Annotated in this window: 22 protein-coding genes and 1 tRNA gene; 14 read left to right on the top strand and 9 right to left on the bottom strand. The window is 64.5% G+C overall.

What is annotated here, in order from left to right; all coding sequences use genetic code 11:
• The first annotated feature begins 30 nt into the window (after positions 1–30).
• The 4 genes from V6D40_RS04875 (at position 31) to V6D40_RS04860 (ending at position 4,063) form a co-directional block, all read left to right on the top strand.
• Positions 31–1,431 carry a class II fumarate hydratase gene (locus V6D40_RS04875; RefSeq protein WP_334289243.1) on the top strand — a complete coding sequence of 467 codons (1,401 nt, stop codon included), beginning with the start codon at positions 31–33 and terminating at the stop codon, positions 1,429–1,431.
• 50 nt (positions 1,432–1,481) lie between these two features.
• On the top strand, positions 1,482–1,751 hold the full coding sequence (locus V6D40_RS04870; protein ID WP_334289242.1) for a hypothetical protein: 270 nt from the start codon (positions 1,482–1,484) through the stop codon (positions 1,749–1,751).
• A 174-nt stretch (positions 1,752–1,925) separates the two neighbouring features.
• Positions 1,926–2,534 (top strand): TetR/AcrR family transcriptional regulator, encoded by a 609-nt coding sequence (locus tag V6D40_RS04865; RefSeq protein ID WP_334289241.1) that lies wholly within the window; start codon positions 1,926–1,928, stop codon positions 2,532–2,534.
• A complete protein-coding gene (locus V6D40_RS04860; protein ID WP_334289240.1) occupies positions 2,528–4,063 on the top strand; it encodes an MDR family MFS transporter in 1,536 nt (511 codons plus the stop codon). The genes V6D40_RS04865 and V6D40_RS04860 overlap by 7 nt, the downstream gene beginning before the upstream one ends.
• On the opposite strand, the gene V6D40_RS04855 is transcribed toward V6D40_RS04860, so the two are convergent.
• The 3 genes from V6D40_RS04855 to V6D40_RS04845 all read right to left on the bottom strand — a co-directional run bounded on the left by V6D40_RS04855 (position 4,060) and on the right by V6D40_RS04845 (position 6,013).
• On the bottom strand, positions 4,060–4,599 hold the full coding sequence (locus V6D40_RS04855; RefSeq protein WP_442891889.1) for a GNAT family N-acetyltransferase: 540 nt from the start codon (positions 4,597–4,599) through the stop codon (positions 4,060–4,062). The two genes, V6D40_RS04860 and V6D40_RS04855, sit on opposite strands and share 4 nt — an antisense overlap.
• Before the next feature lie 96 nt (positions 4,600–4,695).
• Entirely contained in the window at positions 4,696–5,361 is a 666-nt protein-coding gene (locus tag V6D40_RS04850; RefSeq protein WP_334289238.1) for an LGFP repeat-containing protein, read from the bottom strand.
• 70 nt (positions 5,362–5,431) lie between these two features.
• A complete protein-coding gene (locus tag V6D40_RS04845; RefSeq protein WP_334289237.1) occupies positions 5,432–6,013 on the bottom strand; it encodes a LysR family transcriptional regulator substrate-binding protein in 582 nt (193 codons plus the stop codon).
• Positions 6,014–6,038: 25 nt separating this feature from the next.
• Between V6D40_RS04845 and V6D40_RS04840 the strand changes: the two genes are divergently transcribed.
• Positions 6,039–6,377, top strand: coding sequence for a DUF5997 family protein (locus tag V6D40_RS04840; protein ID WP_334289236.1), 339 nt, complete (start codon positions 6,039–6,041; stop codon positions 6,375–6,377).
• On the opposite strand, the gene glyA is transcribed toward V6D40_RS04840, so the two are convergent.
• Positions 6,374–7,666, bottom strand: a complete 1,293-nt coding sequence (glyA, locus tag V6D40_RS04835; protein ID WP_334289235.1) for a serine hydroxymethyltransferase — start codon at positions 7,664–7,666, stop codon at positions 6,374–6,376. The two genes, V6D40_RS04840 and glyA, sit on opposite strands and share 4 nt — an antisense overlap.
• Before the next feature lie 95 nt (positions 7,667–7,761).
• Between glyA and coaA the strand changes: the two genes are divergently transcribed.
• Positions 7,762–8,697 carry a type I pantothenate kinase gene (gene coaA / locus V6D40_RS04830; RefSeq protein ID WP_334289234.1) on the top strand — a complete coding sequence of 312 codons (936 nt, stop codon included), beginning with the start codon at positions 7,762–7,764 and terminating at the stop codon, positions 8,695–8,697.
• Between the two features lie 6 nt (positions 8,698–8,703).
• On the opposite strand, the gene V6D40_RS04825 is transcribed toward coaA, so the two are convergent.
• Genes V6D40_RS04825 through mca form a run of 3 tightly spaced genes read right to left on the bottom strand, consistent with a single transcriptional unit; the run spans position 8,704 to position 10,631 of the window.
• Positions 8,704–9,474, bottom strand: coding sequence for an isoprenyl transferase (locus tag V6D40_RS04825; RefSeq protein ID WP_334289233.1), 771 nt, complete (start codon positions 9,472–9,474; stop codon positions 8,704–8,706).
• Between the two features lie 14 nt (positions 9,475–9,488).
• Positions 9,489–9,767 (bottom strand): hypothetical protein, encoded by a 279-nt coding sequence (locus V6D40_RS04820; RefSeq protein WP_334289232.1) that lies wholly within the window; start codon positions 9,765–9,767, stop codon positions 9,489–9,491.
• Entirely contained in the window at positions 9,768–10,631 is an 864-nt protein-coding gene (gene mca, locus V6D40_RS04815; RefSeq protein WP_334289231.1) for a mycothiol conjugate amidase Mca, read from the bottom strand. It lies immediately after the preceding gene.
• 112 nt (positions 10,632–10,743) lie between these two features.
• Here mca and V6D40_RS04810 point away from each other — a divergent pair, with 112 nt between their 5' ends.
• From V6D40_RS04810 to V6D40_RS04800, 3 genes are all read left to right on the top strand, one after another.
• Positions 10,744–11,205 (top strand): DUF4307 domain-containing protein, encoded by a 462-nt coding sequence (locus tag V6D40_RS04810; protein WP_334289230.1) that lies wholly within the window; start codon positions 10,744–10,746, stop codon positions 11,203–11,205.
• 95 nt (positions 11,206–11,300) lie between these two features.
• On the top strand, positions 11,301–11,822 hold the full coding sequence (gene greA, locus V6D40_RS04805) for a transcription elongation factor GreA (RefSeq protein ID WP_334289229.1): 522 nt from the start codon (positions 11,301–11,303) through the stop codon (positions 11,820–11,822).
• 44 nt (positions 11,823–11,866) lie between these two features.
• Complete coding sequence (locus tag V6D40_RS04800) at positions 11,867–12,406, top strand: hypothetical protein (RefSeq protein ID WP_334289228.1); 540 nt, start codon at positions 11,867–11,869, stop codon at positions 12,404–12,406.
• 87 nt (positions 12,407–12,493) lie between these two features.
• Here the strand turns inward: V6D40_RS04800 and V6D40_RS04795 are convergent, their stop codons facing one another.
• Positions 12,494–13,294, bottom strand: a complete 801-nt coding sequence (locus V6D40_RS04795) for a Bax inhibitor-1/YccA family protein (protein ID WP_334289227.1) — start codon at positions 13,292–13,294, stop codon at positions 12,494–12,496.
• 76 nt (positions 13,295–13,370) lie between these two features.
• Between V6D40_RS04795 and V6D40_RS04790 the strand changes: the two genes are divergently transcribed.
• From V6D40_RS04790 to crtI, 5 genes are all read left to right on the top strand, one after another.
• Positions 13,371–14,312: a suppressor of fused domain protein gene (locus tag V6D40_RS04790; RefSeq protein WP_334289226.1), complete on the top strand. Its 942-nt coding sequence runs from the start codon at positions 13,371–13,373 to the stop codon at positions 14,310–14,312.
• Positions 14,313–14,404: 92 nt separating this feature from the next.
• Positions 14,405–15,433, top strand: a complete 1,029-nt coding sequence (locus V6D40_RS04785) for a cryptochrome/photolyase family protein (RefSeq protein WP_334289225.1) — start codon at positions 14,405–14,407, stop codon at positions 15,431–15,433.
• Between the two features lie 10 nt (positions 15,434–15,443).
• Positions 15,444–16,298, top strand: a complete 855-nt coding sequence (locus tag V6D40_RS04780; protein WP_334289224.1) for a GDSL-type esterase/lipase family protein — start codon at positions 15,444–15,446, stop codon at positions 16,296–16,298.
• 49 nt (positions 16,299–16,347) lie between these two features.
• Positions 16,348–17,172 (top strand): phytoene/squalene synthase family protein, encoded by an 825-nt coding sequence (locus tag V6D40_RS04775; protein WP_334289301.1) that lies wholly within the window; start codon positions 16,348–16,350, stop codon positions 17,170–17,172.
• A complete protein-coding gene (gene crtI / locus V6D40_RS04770) occupies positions 17,169–18,710 on the top strand; it encodes a phytoene desaturase family protein (protein ID WP_334289223.1) in 1,542 nt (513 codons plus the stop codon). Before V6D40_RS04775 ends, crtI begins: the two co-directional genes overlap by 4 nt.
• On the opposite strand, the gene V6D40_RS04765 is transcribed toward crtI, so the two are convergent.
• Positions 18,711–18,784: transfer RNA gene (locus V6D40_RS04765), tRNA-Leu, on the bottom strand.
• Between the last annotated feature and the right edge of the window lie 49 nt (positions 18,785–18,833).

The following is an 18,833-nucleotide window of genomic DNA, read 5'->3' as shown; positions in this document are numbered from 1 at the left end:
CGTGCACGAGATAGTTGCAAAGGATACATAATGGCTGATCAGGAATACCGCATCGAGCATGACACCATGGGCGAGGTCAAGGTGCCCGTGGACGCGCTCTGGCGCGCCCAGACTCAGCGCGCCGTGGAAAATTTCCCAATCTCCGGCCGTGGCCTCGAGGCGCAGCAGATTCGCGCGCTCGGCCTACTGAAGGCAGCCTGCGCGCAGGTGAACAAGGACCTGGGCAACCTCGACGCTGAGAAGGCTGACGCGATTATCGCCGCGGCGAAGGAGATCGCCGACGGCCAGCACGACGACCAGTTCCCCATCGACGTGTTCCAGACCGGTTCCGGCACCTCGTCGAACATGAACACCAACGAGGTCATCGCGTCGATCGCGAAGGCAAACGGCGTTGAGGTGCACCCGAACGACCACGTCAACATGGGCCAGTCCTCCAACGACACCTTCCCCACCGCCACCCACGTCGCGGCAACCGAGGCCGCCGCAAACGACCTGATCCCGGCGCTGAAGGTGCTCCACGAGTCGCTCTCGCGCAAGGCCGCCGAGTGGCACGACGTGGTGAAGTCCGGCCGCACCCATCTGATGGACGCCACCCCGGTCACCCTGGGCCAGGAGTTCTCCGGTTACGCCCGCCAGATCGAGCTGGGCATCGAGCGCGTAGAGAACACCCTGCCCCACCTCGGCGAGCTGGCGATCGGCGGCACCGCTGTGGGCACCGGCATCAACACCCCCGCCGAGTTCGGCGCGAAGGTGACCGAGGAGCTTGTGAAGCTCACCGGTGTCGAGCAGCTCTCAGAGGCGAAGAACCACTTTGAGGCGCAGGCCAACCGCGACGGCCTGGTCGAGTTCTCCGGCGCGATGCGCTCCGTGGCGGTGAGCCTGTACAAGATCGCCAACGACATCCGCCTGATGGGCTCCGGCCCGCTGGCCGGCATCGGCGAGATCCACCTGCCGGACCTGCAGCCGGGCTCGTCCATCATGCCGGGCAAGGTCAACCCGGTGCTGTGCGAAACCGCGACCCAGGTCTCCGCGCAGGTGATCGGCAACGACGCAGCCGTGGCGTTCGCCGGCACCCAGGGCCAGTTCGAGCTCAACGTGTTCATCCCGGTCATGGCCCGCAACGTGCTGGAGTCCTCCCGCCTGCTGGCCAACACCGCCCGCCAGTTCGCGACCCGCCTGGTGGACGGCATCGAGCCGAACGTCGAGCGCATGCGCACCCTGGCCGAGTCCTCCCCGTCGATCGTGACTCCGCTGAACTCCGCGATTGGCTACGAGAACGCGGCGAAGATTGCCAAGCACGCCGTCAAGGAGGGCATCACCATCCGCCAAGCCACCATCGACTTGGGCTTCGTGGACGGCGAGAAGCTCACCGAGGAAGAGCTGGACAAGCGCCTCGACGTGCTCTCGATGGCGAACACCGACCGCAACTAAATGGCGGATTCCTTCTCCGACCTGCGTCACGCCGGCGGCTCCAACAAACCGTGGATTGCCGCCGGCGTTTCGGCGCTCGCAGCATCCTGATCGCCCTTGCCGGCGCGTGGCGCTCGGCCAACCCCGCACCAGATCCGGTCACAGCGGTTCCCGAAACGGTCACCGTCACTGCGCGGCCAAAGGAGCAGTTGCTTGCCGACGCTCCCTTTCAAGGCCCCTACACCGGCACCATCAACGCAGCCGACCCTGCCGCGCGCGTAAAGGCGTGGCCGGCGGTAGCGCACTTCGGCGGCGGCACCGCCTCGATCACCTACCCCTGACCGGCTGCACCGCGCTCATCGACGCCGGCGGCGCTGTCGGCGACGGCACGTGGACTTTCGGCATCCCAGAACCGGGGCTTGTTGAGGTCACTTACAGCGAAAACGGCGCGGCGGTCGCCTCCGGCGTGCTCTCGGCTGGCAGATAAACTTGCACCGGGTGTAATGTTGCACCCCGTGCAAAATCGACAACGAAAACGCGAGGAAACCCGCCGGCGCATCATCGCCGAGGCGGGTTCGCTCGTTGACGCACACGGATACGACAACGTCACCGTCGAAGACGTCTGCGCTGCAGCGGACATCTCCCGGCGCACGTTCTTCAACTACATGGACTCCAAGGACGAGGCCGTCCTAGGGCCCGTGCCGTTCCAACTCACCGCAGACTCACTGGAGCGCATCCGCTCGACGCAGAGCGTCAACGTTCTCGACTTGGTGATCTCTTCGGTGGAGGTGGTGCCGGAGGGGACGGAACCGTCGATAAGCGAACAGCGCCGGCGCTTAATCGGAGCGAACCCCGCGCTGCTGCACCTCGCTATCGCGCGCCAGCACGAAACGCTTGCCGCCCTCGAGGCTGCCTTAACTGAGCACTACGAACGCTTTCCAGGCGACCGCAGACTCCTTGACGCCTCCGACACCGACGCGTCAGAGGTGCACGCCATCATTGCGCTGTTCCGCAGCGCCGCCGGCGAATACTTTTGGAACCCGCGACCTGAGGGCGACCCGGTGACCCAAATCCGTCACAACGCCAACAACTTGACCCAGTTTGCAAAGGAATTACCGTGGTAGAAACCAAAGAAGCCCCCAACGTGGGGCTCATTTTCTCCGCCCTGCTGCTCACCATGCTGATGAGCTCGCTGGGCCAGATGATCTTCTCCACCGCGCTGCCCACCATCGTGGGCGAGCTCGGCGGCGTGGAGCATATGAGCTGGGTCATCTCCTCGTTCTTGGTCACCATGACGATCGCGATGCCTGTCAACGGCAAACTCGGCGACGTTATCGGCCGCAAGTGGCTCTACGTGGGCAGCATTGCGCTGTTCGTGATCGGCTCCACCATCGGCGGGTTCGCCAACTCGATGACGATGCTCATCGTCGGCCGCGCTGTCCAGGGCTTCGGCGCGGGCGGCATGATGGTGAACTCCCAGTCGATCATCGCTGAAGTCGTCCCGGCCCGCGAGCGCGGCAAGTACATGGGCGTGATGGGCGCAGTCTTCGGTGTCTCCTCTGTCTTGGGCCCGGTGCTCGGCGGCTGGTTCACCGACGGCCCCGGTTGGCGTTGGGCGCTGTGGATGAACATCCCGCTGGGCATCCTGGCAATGGCGGTGTCCTCAGCCGTCCTGCGCATCCGCCGCGGCTCGACCGAGAACCTCGACGTGGATTGGCTGGGCACCCTGCTCATGGTGGTGACCACCACCTCGCTCATCCTCACCACCACGTGGGGCGGCACCCAGTACGAGTGGTCGTCGCCGACCATCATCACCACGTCTGCAATCGCGCTGGTTGGCGCCGTCTTGTTCGTCGTTGTCGAGCTGCGCGCCGACGACCCGCTCATCCCGCTTGGCCTGTTCACCAACCGCAACATGGTGCTGACCACGGCGGCTGGCACGGTCCTCGGCTTCGCCATGACCTCCTCGCTGGCGTACCTGCCCACCTACCTGCAGATGGTGCACGAGCTGTCGCCGACTGAGGCTGGCCTGATGATGCTGCCGATGGTGATCGGCATGCTGGCCACTGGCATGGGTGTGGGCTTCATCATCTCGAAAACGGGTCGCTACAAGCTCTACCCGATCATCGGTATGGCGATCACCGCGGTGGCGCTCAACATGTTCTCGCAGCTCGAAGTGACAACCACGCTCACGCGACTCGGCGTCTACATGTTCATCTTCGGCTTCGGCTTGGGCCTGACCATGCAGGTCCTGGTTCTTATCGTGCAGAACTCGTTCCCGCTGAAGATCGTCGGCACAGCGACCTCCACTAACAACTTCTTCCGCCAAATCGGCTCCGCGATCGGTGCGTCGCTGTCGGGTTCGCTGTTTATCCACGGCATGCGCGACAACCTCGAAGAGCGCCTGCCCGGAGCGCTGGCGCAGCTCGGCCCGGAGGGCGCGGCCTACGGCGAGAAGTTTGCCAACGGCGGCGCCAACAGCCTGACCCCCGAGCTGGTCACCCAGCTGCCCGCACCGCTGCGCGACGTGGTCTTGAGCAGCTACAACGACGGCCTCACGCCGGTTTTCCTCTTGATGGTGCCGCTCGCTGTGCTGTCGCTTCTGCTGCTGCTTCCCGTGAAAGAAGAGCCGCTGAAGGAAGACTTGAGCTAGTCCTCCTTGGACATGGGCAGAATGAGCTCGTAAACATCGCAGTCGCGCCACGTTCCCTCATGGTCGCCGTACGTCATCTTGGCCATGTTGTGGAAAGTGCCGGCCTTCACAAATCCGCGGGACGTGTGCAGCCCCGCGGATCCTTTGTTTTCGGGGAAGATCCACGAGTGGATCGACCACTTGTGCAAGGCGATGCAGGTATCGATCAGCGTATCCAGCAGCGCGCCCGAGACGCCCATACCGCGAGCGTCCGGGTGGGTGTAGATCGAATCCTCCACCACCCCGTGAAAGACGCTGCGGGTGGATGCCTTTGCGGCGGCCACCCAACCGAGCACACGTGCATCATCCGCTTCGTCGACAGCGACGAAGACCGTTTCAATGATCTTTTTGCGGGAAAATTCCTCCCACGTTTGGCCTTGCGTTTCGTACGAGGCGTTGCCGGTGCTCAGGCCAAGCTCGTAGATATGGCGGACCTGCGGGTAGTCCTCGGGCTTGATCGGACGAATACGAAAGCCTTGCTTCTCCGTGCGTGTCACGCGCACCATTGTTGCGGTAAACCCGACCGCAAGCAAACAAAAAGCTCCACCCCAGCAAACGCTGGGTGGAGCTTTTTGTTTGGTAAGGAGTCGAGCTTACTTCGCGTCGATTGTCGCGGTAAACGGTGCGTCTGCACCGCCGTCGCGGGACCAGTCGATGGTGCCGTTCTCGAACTCCTGGTTCCAGCCGGAACCGTCGGTGTTCGGGGTCTCCGGCATCAGCGGGAAGCCGACGGTGCGAGCGCCGCGGACGTCGTTGAGCCAGGTGTTGGCGATCTCGCCCCAGATCGGGGAGCCGCCGGTGGACTCCTTCCAGGTGATGTAGTGCTCGTTGTCGTAGGTGACAACCCAGCCGCCGTCGATCTCCTCGACTGCGGTCGGCTCGCCCCAGTTAGAAGCGACGTACTCGTTCATGGTCTCGACGACGCCGGCCGGAACCAGGGCTGCGGAGCCGTCAGCCAGGGTGATCTCCTCGGTGGCGCCAGCGGCAGCGCTCTCGGCGACGGTCTCGGTCTCGGTGTTGGTGGAGGTCGCGGTTTCGGTCGCGGTCTCAGACGAGGAAGAAGAGGTCTCCGTCGCGGTTTCGGTCGCGGTCGAAGAGAGCGTCTCGGTGGCGGAAGCCTCGGTCTCGGTTGCCACGTTGGTCGAAGTCACGGCATCGGTGGCGGTGGTTGCAGCGTCGTCATTGGAGCAAGCCACCAGGCCGCCGGCCAAGGCCAGGGCAGCAGCAGATGCAGCAATCTTGCGATTCACGAAAATCATTACCTTTCTTTAAGTGTTGGTTGCAGTCCATTATGCCTATTCCCAGCGATCGACTGTCACATCACCCACCCTAACGGGGGTGGCGGATGCGCTTCCGGTTGCGGGATTGCTTGGGTTGGGCGTTGCTTCTCGACGACCTGACCGTCCTGCCTTTTGCCACCCCAACAAAGTCCTGAATGTCGTCGTCATCGCGCACTTTCAACCACACCAGCGCGATTTCGGTAGCGGGGCTCGGCCCCGGGTACTCCAACGCCTGAACCTGCTTTTTACTCAGCGCCTTGAGCAAAGGCAGCGGCGCGAACGCAACGCCAACGTTGGCCGCGACGACCTGAAGAGCGCTGTGTAGCGCGTCGGCAGACGCCGAGGGGTTCTCGGCAGGGTCGAAGCGGTAGTTCACAATCTCGCTGCCAGCATCCGCCGGGTCGATCTCGGAGTCCTTCGGCACGGCGACCCCAAGTGCTTCCTCGTAGAGCCGCACGACGTGGTGGTCCTCCCCTACCCGCGCGTCGGGCAGGCGGACGAGCGCGAGGTCACAGGTTTCGGAGAAAGGGTCGTCTGACGGGATCGTCGTCAAGCGGATGCCCGTCAGCTCCTCGTAGCGCCGGAACCACTTCCCCGGCGCTGTGCCGGTAGCGAACGCAATGGTGAGCATGGCCAAGATGCTACCGTCTTGAACCATGATCGATCGTGAGCCATCCGGCACCGCTATGAAGCCCGCCACCGCGGCGAAGAAGCTCGGCATCTATCTGCCGGCCACCCCGCAGGATTTCCAAGATGGCGCCGTCACCCACGCCGAACTGCGGGAGTTGCAGGACAACCCGCCGCAGTGGCTGCAGACGCTGCGCCGCAACGGCCCCCACCCGAGGCCGGAGGTTGCGCGCAAGCTGGGCATCTCAATTACTGCGCTGAAGGCCAGCGGCGCGGATGAGCCGCTGACTACCGCGCAGATCAAGGCGCTGCTCGACGACCAGCCGGACTGGCTGCGCGAAGCCCGCGCCAAGAACGCTGAAGACTAGAGCATCTTCCAATCTTCGATACCCGGGTAGAGCGGGTACTTCTCGCCGAGAGCAGCAGATCGTGCCGCCAGCGCATCGAGATCGGCCTCCTCGCCCTTGATCAAGGTTTCAGCGATAATATCGGCCACCTCGCGGAAATCTTCGTCGCCGAAGCCGCGGGTCGCGAGCGCGGAGGTGCCGATGCGCAGACCGGAGGTCACGGCCGGCGGGCGCGGGTCGAACGGCACGGCGTTGCGGTTGACTGTAATGCCGGCCTTGTGCAGCAGGTCCTCCGCCTGCTGACCATCCATCTTCGAGTTGCGCAGGTCGACGAGGACCAAGTGGACATCAGTGCCGCCGGAGACGACGCTGACGCCGGCCTCGCGCGCGTCGTCGCGCAGCAGGCGCTCCGCGAGAATCGCGGCGCCGTCGAGGGTGCGCTGCTGGCGCTCCTTGAACTCTTCGGAACCGGCGATCTTAAACGCGGTCGCCTTGGCGGCCACCACGTGCATCAGCGGGCCACCCTGCTGGCCAGGGAAGACAGCGGAGTTGAGCTTCTTGTGCAGCTCAAGATCGTTGGTGAGGATGAAGCCCGAGCGCGGCCCGCCGAGCGTCTTGTGCACCGTGGAAGACACCACGTGCGCGTGCGGCACCGGAGACGGGTGCAGACCAGCCGCGACAAGGCCGGCAAAGTGCGCCATGTCGACCCATAGGTACGCGCCGACCTCATCCGCGATCGAGCGGAACTCGGCGAAATCTTCCTGGCGCGGGTAGGCAGACCAGCCGGCGATGATGACCTTCGGCTTCACCTCGCGGGCCTGCTCGCGCAGCTTGTCCATGTCGATGAGGTGGGTATCCTCTTCCACCTCGTAGGCGGCGACGTTGTAGAGGCGGCCGGAGAAGTTGATCTTCATGCCGTGGGTGAGGTGGCCGCCGTGGGCCAGTGACAGGCCGAGGATGGTGTCGCCCGGCTCAGCGAGCGCCATGAGCACAGCAGCGTTCGCCTGCGCACCGGAGTGCGGCTGGACGTTGGCGTACTTGGCGCCGAACACTTCCTTAGCGCGGTCGCGCGCCAGATCCTCCACGATGTCGGCGTTCTCGCAACCGCCGTAGTAGCGGCGCCCCGGGTAGCCCTCGGCGTACTTGTTGGTGAAGACGGAGCCCTGCGCCTGCAGCACGCTGCGCGGCACAAAGTTCTCGGAAGCGATCATCTCGAGCGTGTGGCGCTGGCGGTCGAGCTCGCCGACGATAGCGGCGTGCACTTCTGGGTCGTAGGTTGCAAGATCCTGGTAGCGGAGATCTTCAGTCACAGCCCCGGTCCTTTCTTCGTGTATTTCCAGACGGTCTAACGCAGTATATTCCCCTCACACACGCTCAAGCTCACCCCAGTGGGACAATAGATTCCATGTCCCGAGCATCAAGCGGCGGTGATTCCAGCCCGTACCTCGATTTCTCCCGCGACGATTGGAGAAAGCGGCGCGCCACCATGCCGCAGGTCCTCACCGAAGCCGAGCTGACCACGCTGAGCGGCATCGGTGAAAACCTCGACCTTCAGGAGGTGGAGGACATCTATTTGCCCATCTCCAGGCTTATCCACCTTCAGGTCCGAGCGCGGCAGAAGCTGATCAACTCCACTGAGACCTTCATCGGGGGCGACCCAGGCCACGTGCCGTTTGTCATCGGCGTCGCCGGCTCGGTCGCCGTGGGGAAATCCACCACCGCCCGCGTCCTCCAAGTGCTTCTGCAACGGTGGGATTCGCACCCCCGGGTGGACCTGATCACTACCGACGGCTTCCTCTACCCCACCGAAGTGCTACAAGAGCGCAACCTGATGCACCGCAAGGGGTTCCCAGAGTCATACGACCGCAGAAACCTCATGCGCTTCGTCACCGAGGTCAAATCCGGCCAGCCCCTCGTCCACGCACCGATCTACTCACACAAGGCCTACGACATTTTGCCGGGCGAGTACATCGAGGTGCGAAAGCCCGACATTCTTATCCTGGAGGGGCTGAACGTGCTGCAAACGGGCCCCACGCTGATGGTGTCGGACTTGTTCGACTTCTCTATCTACGTAGACGCGAAAACCGAGGACATTGAACGCTGGTACATCCACCGCTTTCTCAAACTTCGCCACACTGCATTCCGGGAGCCGGGTGCGCACTTCGCCGAGTACGCCGACCTCGACGATGCCCAAGCGGCGTACAAAGCGCGCGAGTTGTGGCAGACAATCAACCTGCCGAATCTGGTGGAGAACATCCTCCCGACCAGAGTGCGCGCGTCGCTGGTCTTGAGAAAAGGCCACGACCACACCGTGCAGCGGGTGCGGATGCGGAAAATGTAAGGCGCGCTACTTGCCGAAGCGCCGGGAGCGCTGCGAGTAATCGCGCAGTGCTCGCAGGAAGTCGATTTTGCGGAATGCCGGCCAGTAGGTGTCGGTGAACCAGATTTCCGAGTACGCTGCCTGCCACAACAAGAACCCGGACAGGCGCTGTTCGCCTGACGTGCGGATGACCAAATCCGGATCCGGTTGGCCCGAGGTGTACAGGTGCTCCGCGATCGACGCGACGGTGACATGCTCAGCCAGATCTTGTGCTGGGGTGCCCGCCTCGGCTTCGGCGTTGATGAGGGACCGCACAGCGTCGACAATCTCCTGCCTCCCGCCGTAACCCACCGCGATGTTGACCGTCAGCCCGCCTTTTTCTGTTGTGGTGTCGGCGGAGCGCTGCATGCGCTCCGCCACGTCCGGAGGGAGGAGATCCAAGTGGCCCACTAACTTCACCCGGCAGGTGTAGTGCTCGGTGGCGAGGTCGTCGATCACGTCCGAAATGATGGAGAACAACACCTCCACCTCTTCGGAGGTGCGCTTCAAGTTCTCCGTTGACAGCAGGTAGATGGTGACCACGTCGACGCCCATCTCAGCGGACCATTTCACCAACTCACCAATTTTGGCCCCGCCGGCCCGGTGCCCGTGGGAGATATCGGGCAGCCCCGATTCCCGCGCCCAACGGCGGTTGCCGTCAGCCATCACGGCGATGTGCTTGGGGCGCTTCTTGCCGCGCAGCTGGCGACGCAAACGCGCCTCGTACATCGGGTACAGGAGAGTTTCGAGCGCCGTCACACTTATGCAGCTTACTAAATCAGGCGGCGCTTCTGCCGGTCCAGCACCCCGGCTTCTTTCATGGCTGCGTCAACCGCTTGCTCGTCAAACGGGTCGATGCCGTGCATCTCGGCGAACGCCCGGCGGCGGTTAAACCGCGAGAAGCGACGGTGGAACGCGTAGCCTAGCGACAAAACGATGACTGCCAGAAAGACAATCAGCAAAAGGCCCGTCGGCTGGGCTTTGCCAAAGTCTGGCCCCGACGGCGTCTCCGCCGCTGCCTGGGCAAGCAACACGATGGTCTCAGTAGCCATTTACTCGATCCCTTCAAATAGGTCGGTCTCCGGCAAGGTGACCTCGACGCGGGTTTTGGCCAGCTCGAACTCCTCCGTCGGCCACACCCGCTGCTGGTCTTCGATCGGGCTGGCCAAGAATGCGCCAGCCGGGTCGATCTGGGTGGCGTGCGCGGCAAGAGCACGCGCACGGCAGTCGAAGTAGTCGCCGCAGTCCACCCTGGTGGTCACCCGCTGCATCACGTCAGCCTCGTTTTCGCGCCAACGCTTGATCATAAGCTCGTACGGGCTGGTCTTGCCCTGCTCCAGCAGCAGGTCGTGCAGCAGCTCCATGCGCTGCAGGATGAAACCGTGGGAGTAATACAGTTTGAGCGGCTCCCAGGGCTCGCCCGCCTCCGGAGCGAAATCCGGGTCACCGGCGCGTTCCCACGCCACCATGGAAATAGCGTGCACCATCAAGTGGTCGGGGTGCGGGTAGCCACCGTTCTCGTCGTAGGTGATGATCACGTGCGGGCGAAAATCCCTGATCGAGGCGACGAGCTTCTTCGCCACCTCTTCTACCGGCTGCACCGCGAACGAGCCCTCGGGCAGCGGCGGCAGCGGGTCTCCTTGCGGCAAGCCCGAATCCTCATAGCCCATCCACTCGTGCTCCACGCCGAGGGCCTCGGCGGCTGCCGCCATTTCTTGGCGGCGGACGTTGTGAATGTTCTCTAGCACGCCCGGACGGTCCATCGCGGGGTTCAAAATATCGCCGCGGCGACCGTCAGTGCAGGTCACTACTTTCACCCGGTGGCCCTCTGCGGCGTACTTCGCCATCGTTGCGGCACCCTTCGACGATTCGTCGTCGGGGTGCGCGTGAACCGCCATGAGGCGAAGACCAGTCACTTAACGTTCCAACTTTCGTAGGGGGTGGTGCAGTAGCTCCGCAACATCTTAGTACGATCACTGGCAAACTCATTTTCCCGACGACAACTACGGAAAGAGCGAGGCCACCTCAGTGTCTACTCCATCTAGGCCTACCCAACGGTCGCGCTACGGCGCTTCTGGCAGCGAGGCGAAGGGGGCAAGCGGCAAGGTCGTCGCGATCTTCGCAGTCGCAATGCTGGTGCTGGTTCTCGTGATGGCAGGCCAAGCAATTGTGCGGTCCCAGTCGCGTCCGGTGACTGCTGAATTCATCACCCAAGAACGCGTCGACGATTCGACCGCGCGGCTGTTCATCGACGTCAACCGCAAAGACACCACCAAGGACTCGTATTGCATCGTTTTCGCCGTGGACTACAACCACGCTGAAATCGGCCGGCGCGAGGTGATCCTGCCCGCCGGCGGGGAGAAGCGCCAGCAGCTGGCGGTGGAGGTGCCCACCCGCGAACCGGTGGTCTCCGGACGCATTTACGGGTGCTCGCAGGATATTCCGTTCTACATGGACACATCCTCAACCTACGTCGGTGCGCGGGCGTAAGCCCGTGATAAACTGCGCCCAGACCACCAGCGATGCCCAGCCCACTCGGGGCCCGGGCTCGTTTTACGTATGAGGGAAGGTAGCTAAAAGACCCCATGGCTGAGACTCAGCAGCAATACATCACCCCCGAGATGAAGGCAAAGCTGGAGTCCGAGCTCCAGCAGCTCATCGACAACCGCCCAGTCATCGCCGCCGAAATCAACGAGCGTCGCGAAGAAGGCGATCTGAAGGAGAACGCCGGCTACGACGCGGCTCGTGAGCAGCAGGACCAGGAAGAGGCCCGCATCAAGCAGATCTCAGAGATCCTGGCGAACTCCACCACGGAGCGCTCCGGTGTGGCCGAGGGCGTTGCGCACGTCGGCACCGTGGTGCACGTCTACTACAACGGCGACAAGGATGACCGCGAGACTTTCCTGATTGGTACCCGCGCTGCTTCGACGGACAACAAGGACCTCGAGACGTACTCCGAGAACTCCCCGCTCGGTGCGGCTGTGATCGGCGCCGCCGAGGGCGAGACCCGCTCCTACACCGCGCCGAACGGCCGCGAGATTTCGGTGACGATCATCTCCGCCGAGCCTTATGATTCGGATAAGGCTTCTACCCCGCGGCAGAAGTAATCTTTAGGCACAACCCAAAGCTCAACTACCGAAGGATGTATCTCGTGACTTCCTCCTCCACCCGTATCGCCGCCGCCGGAATCGCCGCGCTCGCAACCCTGGCAATCACCGCCTGCACCCCGCCGAACGAGAACCCGTCTGATCAGAAGATCGACACGGCGTCGAGCCAGAACCCGGATTCGCTGGCTTCCTCCGGCGCAACCGCCCAGTCCAGCGCCGCGTCCGCAACCAACGTAGCTGAGGCTTCCTCGGTTCGCGCTAGCTCCTCCGCCGCAACCTCCACGGCAGTGGCAGCGCAGGACAACACCCCGTTCCTGGACAACTGCGGCACGGCCGACCTGCAGCGCCCGACGAGCTTGAACCTCGATTGCAAGGACAACAAGCACCGCCTCGAGGACATCGTGTGGGACCAGTGGTCAGCTGAGGGCGCTACCGGCACCGCCACCGAGGTCACCATCGATCCGGACCGCGTTGTCGAAGGTGCGCAGGTGACCCTGGGCGCTCCGCAGGAGGTCGACGGCAAGGTGGTTTTCTCCACCATCACCGTCGACGGCGTGCAGTACAACCCGGAGTCGCAGTACTAACCTGCGAGATCCGTCAGCGCACAAAGCAATCCCCCGCCGGTTCACAATGTGAACTGACGGGGGATATGTTCGTTCTTGGAGGCGCTGCTAGCGGTCCGACATGATCGACAGCAGGCGCAGAATCTCGGTGTAGAGCCACACCAGCGTCACCGCGAGGCCGAGCGCTGCACCCCAGGCCGCCTTCTCCGGCGCGCCGACACGGACCAGCTTGTCCACCTGGTCAAAGTCCTGCAAGAAGGCCAGCGACCCGAGAACGACGCAGATCACGCCGAAGATGATCGACACGGTGCCGCCGTCGCGCAGCGGGGACATGCCGGTGAACAGGAAGAGCAGGAAGTTACCCAGCGCCATAATGAACACGCCGAAGATCGCGCCCGTGATGAAACGATTCAGGCGCGGGGTGACGCGAATCGCGCCGGTGCGGTACACAACCAGCATGCCGATGAAGACGCCGATGGTGCCAAGGATGGCCTGGCCGATCAGCGCGCCCGCGTCCGCGCCGCCGACGCTAAACGCGCCGGAGATCATGAACGAGAAGCCGCCGAGGAACAGGCCCTCAAACGCGGCGTAGATCAGGGTGATGACAGGCGAGCCGTACTTGGACCCGAAGGAGTGGACCATCACGGTAATGAAGGCGCCGATCATGCCCACAAACGTCGCGATGGTGGCGGGGCCGTACATGCCGGCGCCGTACATGCTGAAGGTGACCAGTGCACCGAGCACGATCACCGCCAAAGTGATGCCGGTCTTGGCCGTGACGTCGTTGACGGTCATCGGCCGTTCGGTCTGCTGTGGGTAGTCAAACCCGGCTGGGCTGTAGGTTTGCCCGTGCGCTTGGCCGTCTTGGGCCCCGGGCAGGTTCTTAAGCACAGGGTTGGTGCTGCTCACGTCCCCGTAGCTCCTTTCCGTTTTCAAAAATTGGAAGTTCATCTTCCTTAACGCGGCCTCAGCTAGTTTAGTTCCCATGGGATGGCTCTCGGCGTTCGCCGCGCGTGTCCGCCAAGGCCCGCCGCTGGGCGGCGACGCGGTGTTGAAGCGTGTGGCGGAAGCGGCAGCGGCGGTAGACCCGTTCGTGTTCACCTTCGATGATCTGGACGGACTCGACGTGCTCGCGTTCAGGGTGGACGAGCCATTCCCGCATTACCTCTACGTCACCTTCGGGTTGTCCCGGGTACGCTCGTCGGTGCCGGTCGCGGGGACGCAAACCGAGCTGACCATGCGTGTTGCCGCCGACTCCCCGGTGCCCTACGCGTGGCCGGCTGAGCGGCTCGCCGGGATGGTCGCCCAGGTGCGCCGCACCGGGAGCGAGATTGCCCCGGGGCACCACATGGTCACCGCCGACGGAGGGTTCACGTTCGTGGTTGACCCGGTGCTCACGCTTGCCGACGCACCGACAGGCATCATCCGCTTCACCTACGCGGTGGGCGTGACCGCGCGCGAGCTGGACGCAGCCCTGTCCTGGGACCCGGCGAAATTCACCGGGGTGCTCGGCGACTACGTCCCGCTCGGGCTCACAGACCCGGCCCGCGGCGACATCATGGATATCGACGAGGCGCGGGCGCGGGTGGAGGCGGGGATGGCGGACGAGGGGTCGTCGATAAGCGCAATGCAAGCAACGCACCTGGTTATCGATCCTTGCGGCCACATCGAGATCGACCAGCGCTCCGCCCAGGCGCTGCTCCGCGCCGCCCGTTTCAGGTTGCGGTTCGGGCGCACGTTTGCGCTGGTCAACAGGGACGCTGCGCTGTTGCTTATCGACGCCCCCTTCAACCTCTCCCCTGCCCACGCCGAGATCCCCGCAACACCTGCTTTCGCCGCGGAGCTTATCGCGGTACTGGATGTTGAACCGGCCACGTATCGTCTGCGTAGCGTTCCGATCGAAATCGAAGTAGTGGAGACGCCGTGACAACTTTAGTTTGGGCGCTGCCGCGCGCTGGTGGCGCAACGAAAGCCTGCAGCGCCTGAGCGAGAAGCTTCCGCTTAGAGGCCACGGGTGCAGTGTCGCACCCGGGTTTCCTGCTCACAGAGCCGTTCGAGATCACCACCAGCTCCGGCACCCCGTTCAAGGTCTTCACCCCGTTTGCGAAGGCGGTGCAGGCGAACCTGCTCGACAGCCCGCCTGCGCCCGCGGCGGCGCCGCGAATCACCCCCGCAGACGTTGATGTGGAGGCGTTCAGCAACTGGGCTACGGAGACAGAACCGTTCTGGGCGGCGGACACCCTGGCCAGGCATTGTGAACCGGGCGAAGACGCAGCACTGCGCCGCCTCGAGGCGTTCCTCTCCAAGGGCGCGTACGACAACGACACCTTGGGCGCAGGCTCGACCTCTGGGCTGAGCCCCCACCTCCGTTTTGGGGAGGTCTCCCCCGCCACCGTGTGGGCGGCGGCTGTAGAGCACCCGCACACCGCGGGGTTTTTGCGCCAGCTGATCTGGCGGGACTTCGCGTGGCACCGGTACTTCCACGTGGAGGACCTCGAGACCCGCAACGTGCGCGAACAATTCGACCAGTTCGAGTGGGCGTGGACGCCGCGCGCTGCGCCGGGCAGCACTAAGCACGCCTTCGCGAACCCGGATATGGAGCCGGACGCCGTCCACCTCGAGCACCTCACTGCCTGGCAGCGCGGCGAAACTGGGGTGCTGCTTGTGGATGCCGGGATGCGCGAGCTGTGGGCCACCGGCACCATGCACAACCGCGCGCGCATGGTGGTCGGTTCTTGGCTGACCAAGAACCTCGGCATACATTGGCGCCACGGAGAAGAGTGGTTTTGGGACACGCTTGTCGACGCCGACGTGGCCTCAAACCCCTTCAACTGGCAGTGGGTGGCCGGCTCCGGTGACGACGCCGCCCCATATTTCCGCATCTTCAACCCGGTGCTCCAACAGGAGAAGTTCGACCCTGACGCTTCCTACGTCACGCGCTGGGTGCCGGAGGTACACACCCCGCTCTACCCAGAACCGATGGTGGACATCAAAGAATCACGTAAGACAGCGCTCGCCGCTTACGAAGATATGCGCAGCGGACTGTAAGCTTTCCGGCATGCGTTTGAAAGGTCTGGCCAAGGCACTCGTCGCTGTCGCAGCGCTTGCAGGGTCGCTCGCCCCCTCCGCTGCCGCGCAGCCGGTAGGCGACGTGGTGGTGTTCGGCGACTCGTTCGCCGCCAACCCCGACCAGCAGCGCCACTGGGCCGCGAAGATCCCGGGAATGGCCAGCTCCGACTACCTCGCCAACTACCCCAAGATGGGCGGGTGCCTGCAGGGGCCGGACAACTGGCCCCGCCAGCTCGCGTACCGCACCGGGCGTGACGTGCGTGACTGGTCCTGCTCAGGCGCGACCTCGTGGTCGGTTATGAGCCGCATCAACGGCGCGATCCGCGCGGGCGATCTCAACCCGGGCACCCGCGCCGTGGTCCTCGCGGTCGGCATCAACGACTACTGGCCGGACAACATGTTCACGGCCAACACCCGGTTCGACCAGCCGCGAATCCAGAACAACTACGTTGCCAACATGCACGCAGCCGCGGCCCGCGTCCGCGAGGTGGCGCCGAACGCCCGGATCATCATTCCCGGCATGCTCGCTATTTCCGAGCCGTGGGGCGCCCAGCGCGTCTGCCTGATCAACGTGGTGCCCAACCTGCCCGGCGGCGTACCGGTGCCGATTGTGCAGCGGGTGGAAACCCTCACCCGCGACAACCAGATCCGCGCGGCCCGCGAGATCGGCGCCGTCTACCTCGACCTGAAGCCGCTCTCCGCAGGACACAACACCTGCGCGCGCGACAACGAGCGCTGGGTCGCGGGCTTTATCGACACCACAACCCGCGACTACAACATGGCCTACCACCCCGCGCGAGCCGGCTCGGCGTTCGTGGCGGGAGAGGTTGCCCGCGTCCTCTAGGCTGAAACGGGTGAGTACAGTCCCCGGTTATTTGAAGCGCTACGACCGGATGTGCGACCGCGCAGCCGCGCAGGTCATCGCCTCGTATTCCACGAGCTTTTCGCTGGCTTCGCGGATACTGCCCCCCACAACCCGCCGCGACATTAACAACCTGTACGCCATGGCGCGCGTCGCCGACGAGATCGTCGACGGCACAGCCCTAGAGGCGGGCGCAGACCCGGCGACATTGATCGCTGACTACGAGCGGGCTGTGCTCGCCGCACCCGCCGCGCGGTTCCACACCGACCCCGTCCTGCACGCCTACGCCGCCAGCGCGCGGCGCTGCGGGTTCACCGAAGAGCACGTCCGCGCCTTCTTCGCCTCCATGCGCCGCGACATACGCCAAGTGCGCTACACCCGGGAAGACTTCGACGAGTACGTATACGGTTCCGCTGAGGTGATCGGTTTGCTGTGCCTGAGCGCGTTTCTCGTCGGCGAGGACCCGGCTCCGGCGAACCGCGCCCGGATGGAGGCCGGGGCCCGCGCGCTCGGCTCCGCGTTCCAGAAGATCAACTTCCTGCGCGACTTCGGCGAGGACCGCGACACCCTCGGACGCAGGTACCTTCCGGAGGGCATGGCACCTGATGATGCGACGAAAGCCGCTGTCACCGCCGGCATCCGGGAGGAGCTCGCCGAGGCCCGCGCAGCAATACCGCTCTTGCCCGCACCAGTGCGCGGCGCCGTCGCGGCCGCTGAGGCGCTGTTCAGGGAGCTGACCACCATGCTGGAGCAAACAGACGCCGCCGACTTGGCCGCTGCGCGGGTGAGTGTTCCCGCCAGCCGCAAAATTATGATCACTGCCCGCGCGGCGGTTACCAAAGGAGCGCTGCCATGAGCACCAACGCGCAACACGCTGTCGTTATCGGGGCAGGTGTCGCAGGACTCGCCACCGCCGCCCTGCTCGGGCGCGAAGGGTACGCGGTGACCGTCCTCGAGCGCCTTGACACCGTCGGCGGCCGCGCCGGCGACGAGGCCATTGATGGTTTCCGGTTCGACACCGGCCCGTCGTGGTACCTCATGCCGGACGCGTTCGACCACTTCTTCGCGCTCTTCGGCAAACGCACCGAAGACCTGCTCGACCTGGTTGACTTGACCCCGGCCTACCGCCTCTTTCCGGAGGGGAGCGAGCCCGTGGACGTGCAATCCGGGCGCGCGCAGGCGCAGGCGCTCTTCGAATCGATCGAGCCCGGCGCGGGGGCGGCACTCGGCGAGTACCTGGATTCAGCGAAGTTCACGTACACGATCGCGCTGGAGCGGTTCTTGTATACGACGTTTGCTGGGGGTGTGGGGGGCGTCGATAAGCAACTGCTTCTGCTGCCCAAGCTGCTTGCGCAACCACTCGACGCCTACGTGGCGAAGCGGTTTACCGACACGCGCCTGCGGCAAATGCTGACGTACCCGGCAGTGTTTTTGTCCTCGCACCCGTCGCGCACGCCGTCGATGTACCACTTGATGAGCCACACGGATTTGGTGCAGGGCGTGCAGTACCCGCAAGGCGGGTTCGCTGCGGTGGTCGATGCGCTGCAGGCGCTGGCGAGGGAGAACGGGGCGGCCGTGCGCTTAGGCGCGGACGTCGCGGCGATCACCTACGAGGGCCGTCGCGCGACCGGCGTGCGCTTGGTCGGGGGCGAGGAGATCCCGGCGGACGTGGTGGTCTCCTGCGCGGACCTCCACCACACAGAGACGCGCCTTTTGCCGAAGGAGAAGCGCACCTACGACGAGGCGTATTTCGCGCCGCGCGACCCGGGACTGGGCACCGTGTTGGTCATGCTGGGCGTCGCGGGCGAGATTCCCCAGCTTGCCCACCACAACCTGCTCTTCAGTCGCGAGTGGGACGCGGACTTTGACGCCGTGTTCAACGCGCCAGAGCCGTCACGCCCTCTGGACGCGTCGCGTTCGATCTATGTGTCCAAGCCGTCTGCCACGGACCCGACCACCGCGCCGGCTGGCGACACGAACCTCTTTGTCCTCGTGCCGGTGCCAGCGGCCGAATCCGTAGGCCACGGCGATCTGTACCGCGGCGAGGAATCCGTTGCGGTGCGCGCGATCGCGGACGCGGCCGTGGCGCAGATCGCCGAGTGGTGCGGCGTTGTTGATCTTGAAGATCGCATCGTGGTGCGCGCGACGCTCGGCCCCGCTGACTTCGCCGAGCGCTACAACGCGTGGTCCGGCGGCTCGATCGGCCCTGCCCACACGTTGCGACAATCGGCGTTTCTGCGCGGGCGCAACCGCTCCCGGAAGCTTAACAACCTGCTGTACGCGGGCGCGACGACGCTTCCCGGTGTGGGCGTGCCCATGTGTTTGATCTCCGCCGAGAACGTGGTGAAGCGCCTGCGCGGCGACCGCTCCCCCGGCCCGCTCGAAGAAATGTAGTGCCCCCAGTCGGACTCGAACCGACACTTGGCGGATTTTAAGTCCGCTGCCTCTGCCAATTGGGCTATAGGGGCGATTGCTGCCTTGAAAATCATACGGCAGCCGGCGCGGCAGGCGAAACAC

This window comes from Corynebacterium sp. Marseille-Q4381 (assembly GCF_036881695.1).
GTDB lineage: Bacteria > Actinomycetota > Actinomycetes > Mycobacteriales > Mycobacteriaceae > Corynebacterium.
This window is presented reverse-complemented; position numbering and strand designations above follow the sequence as displayed.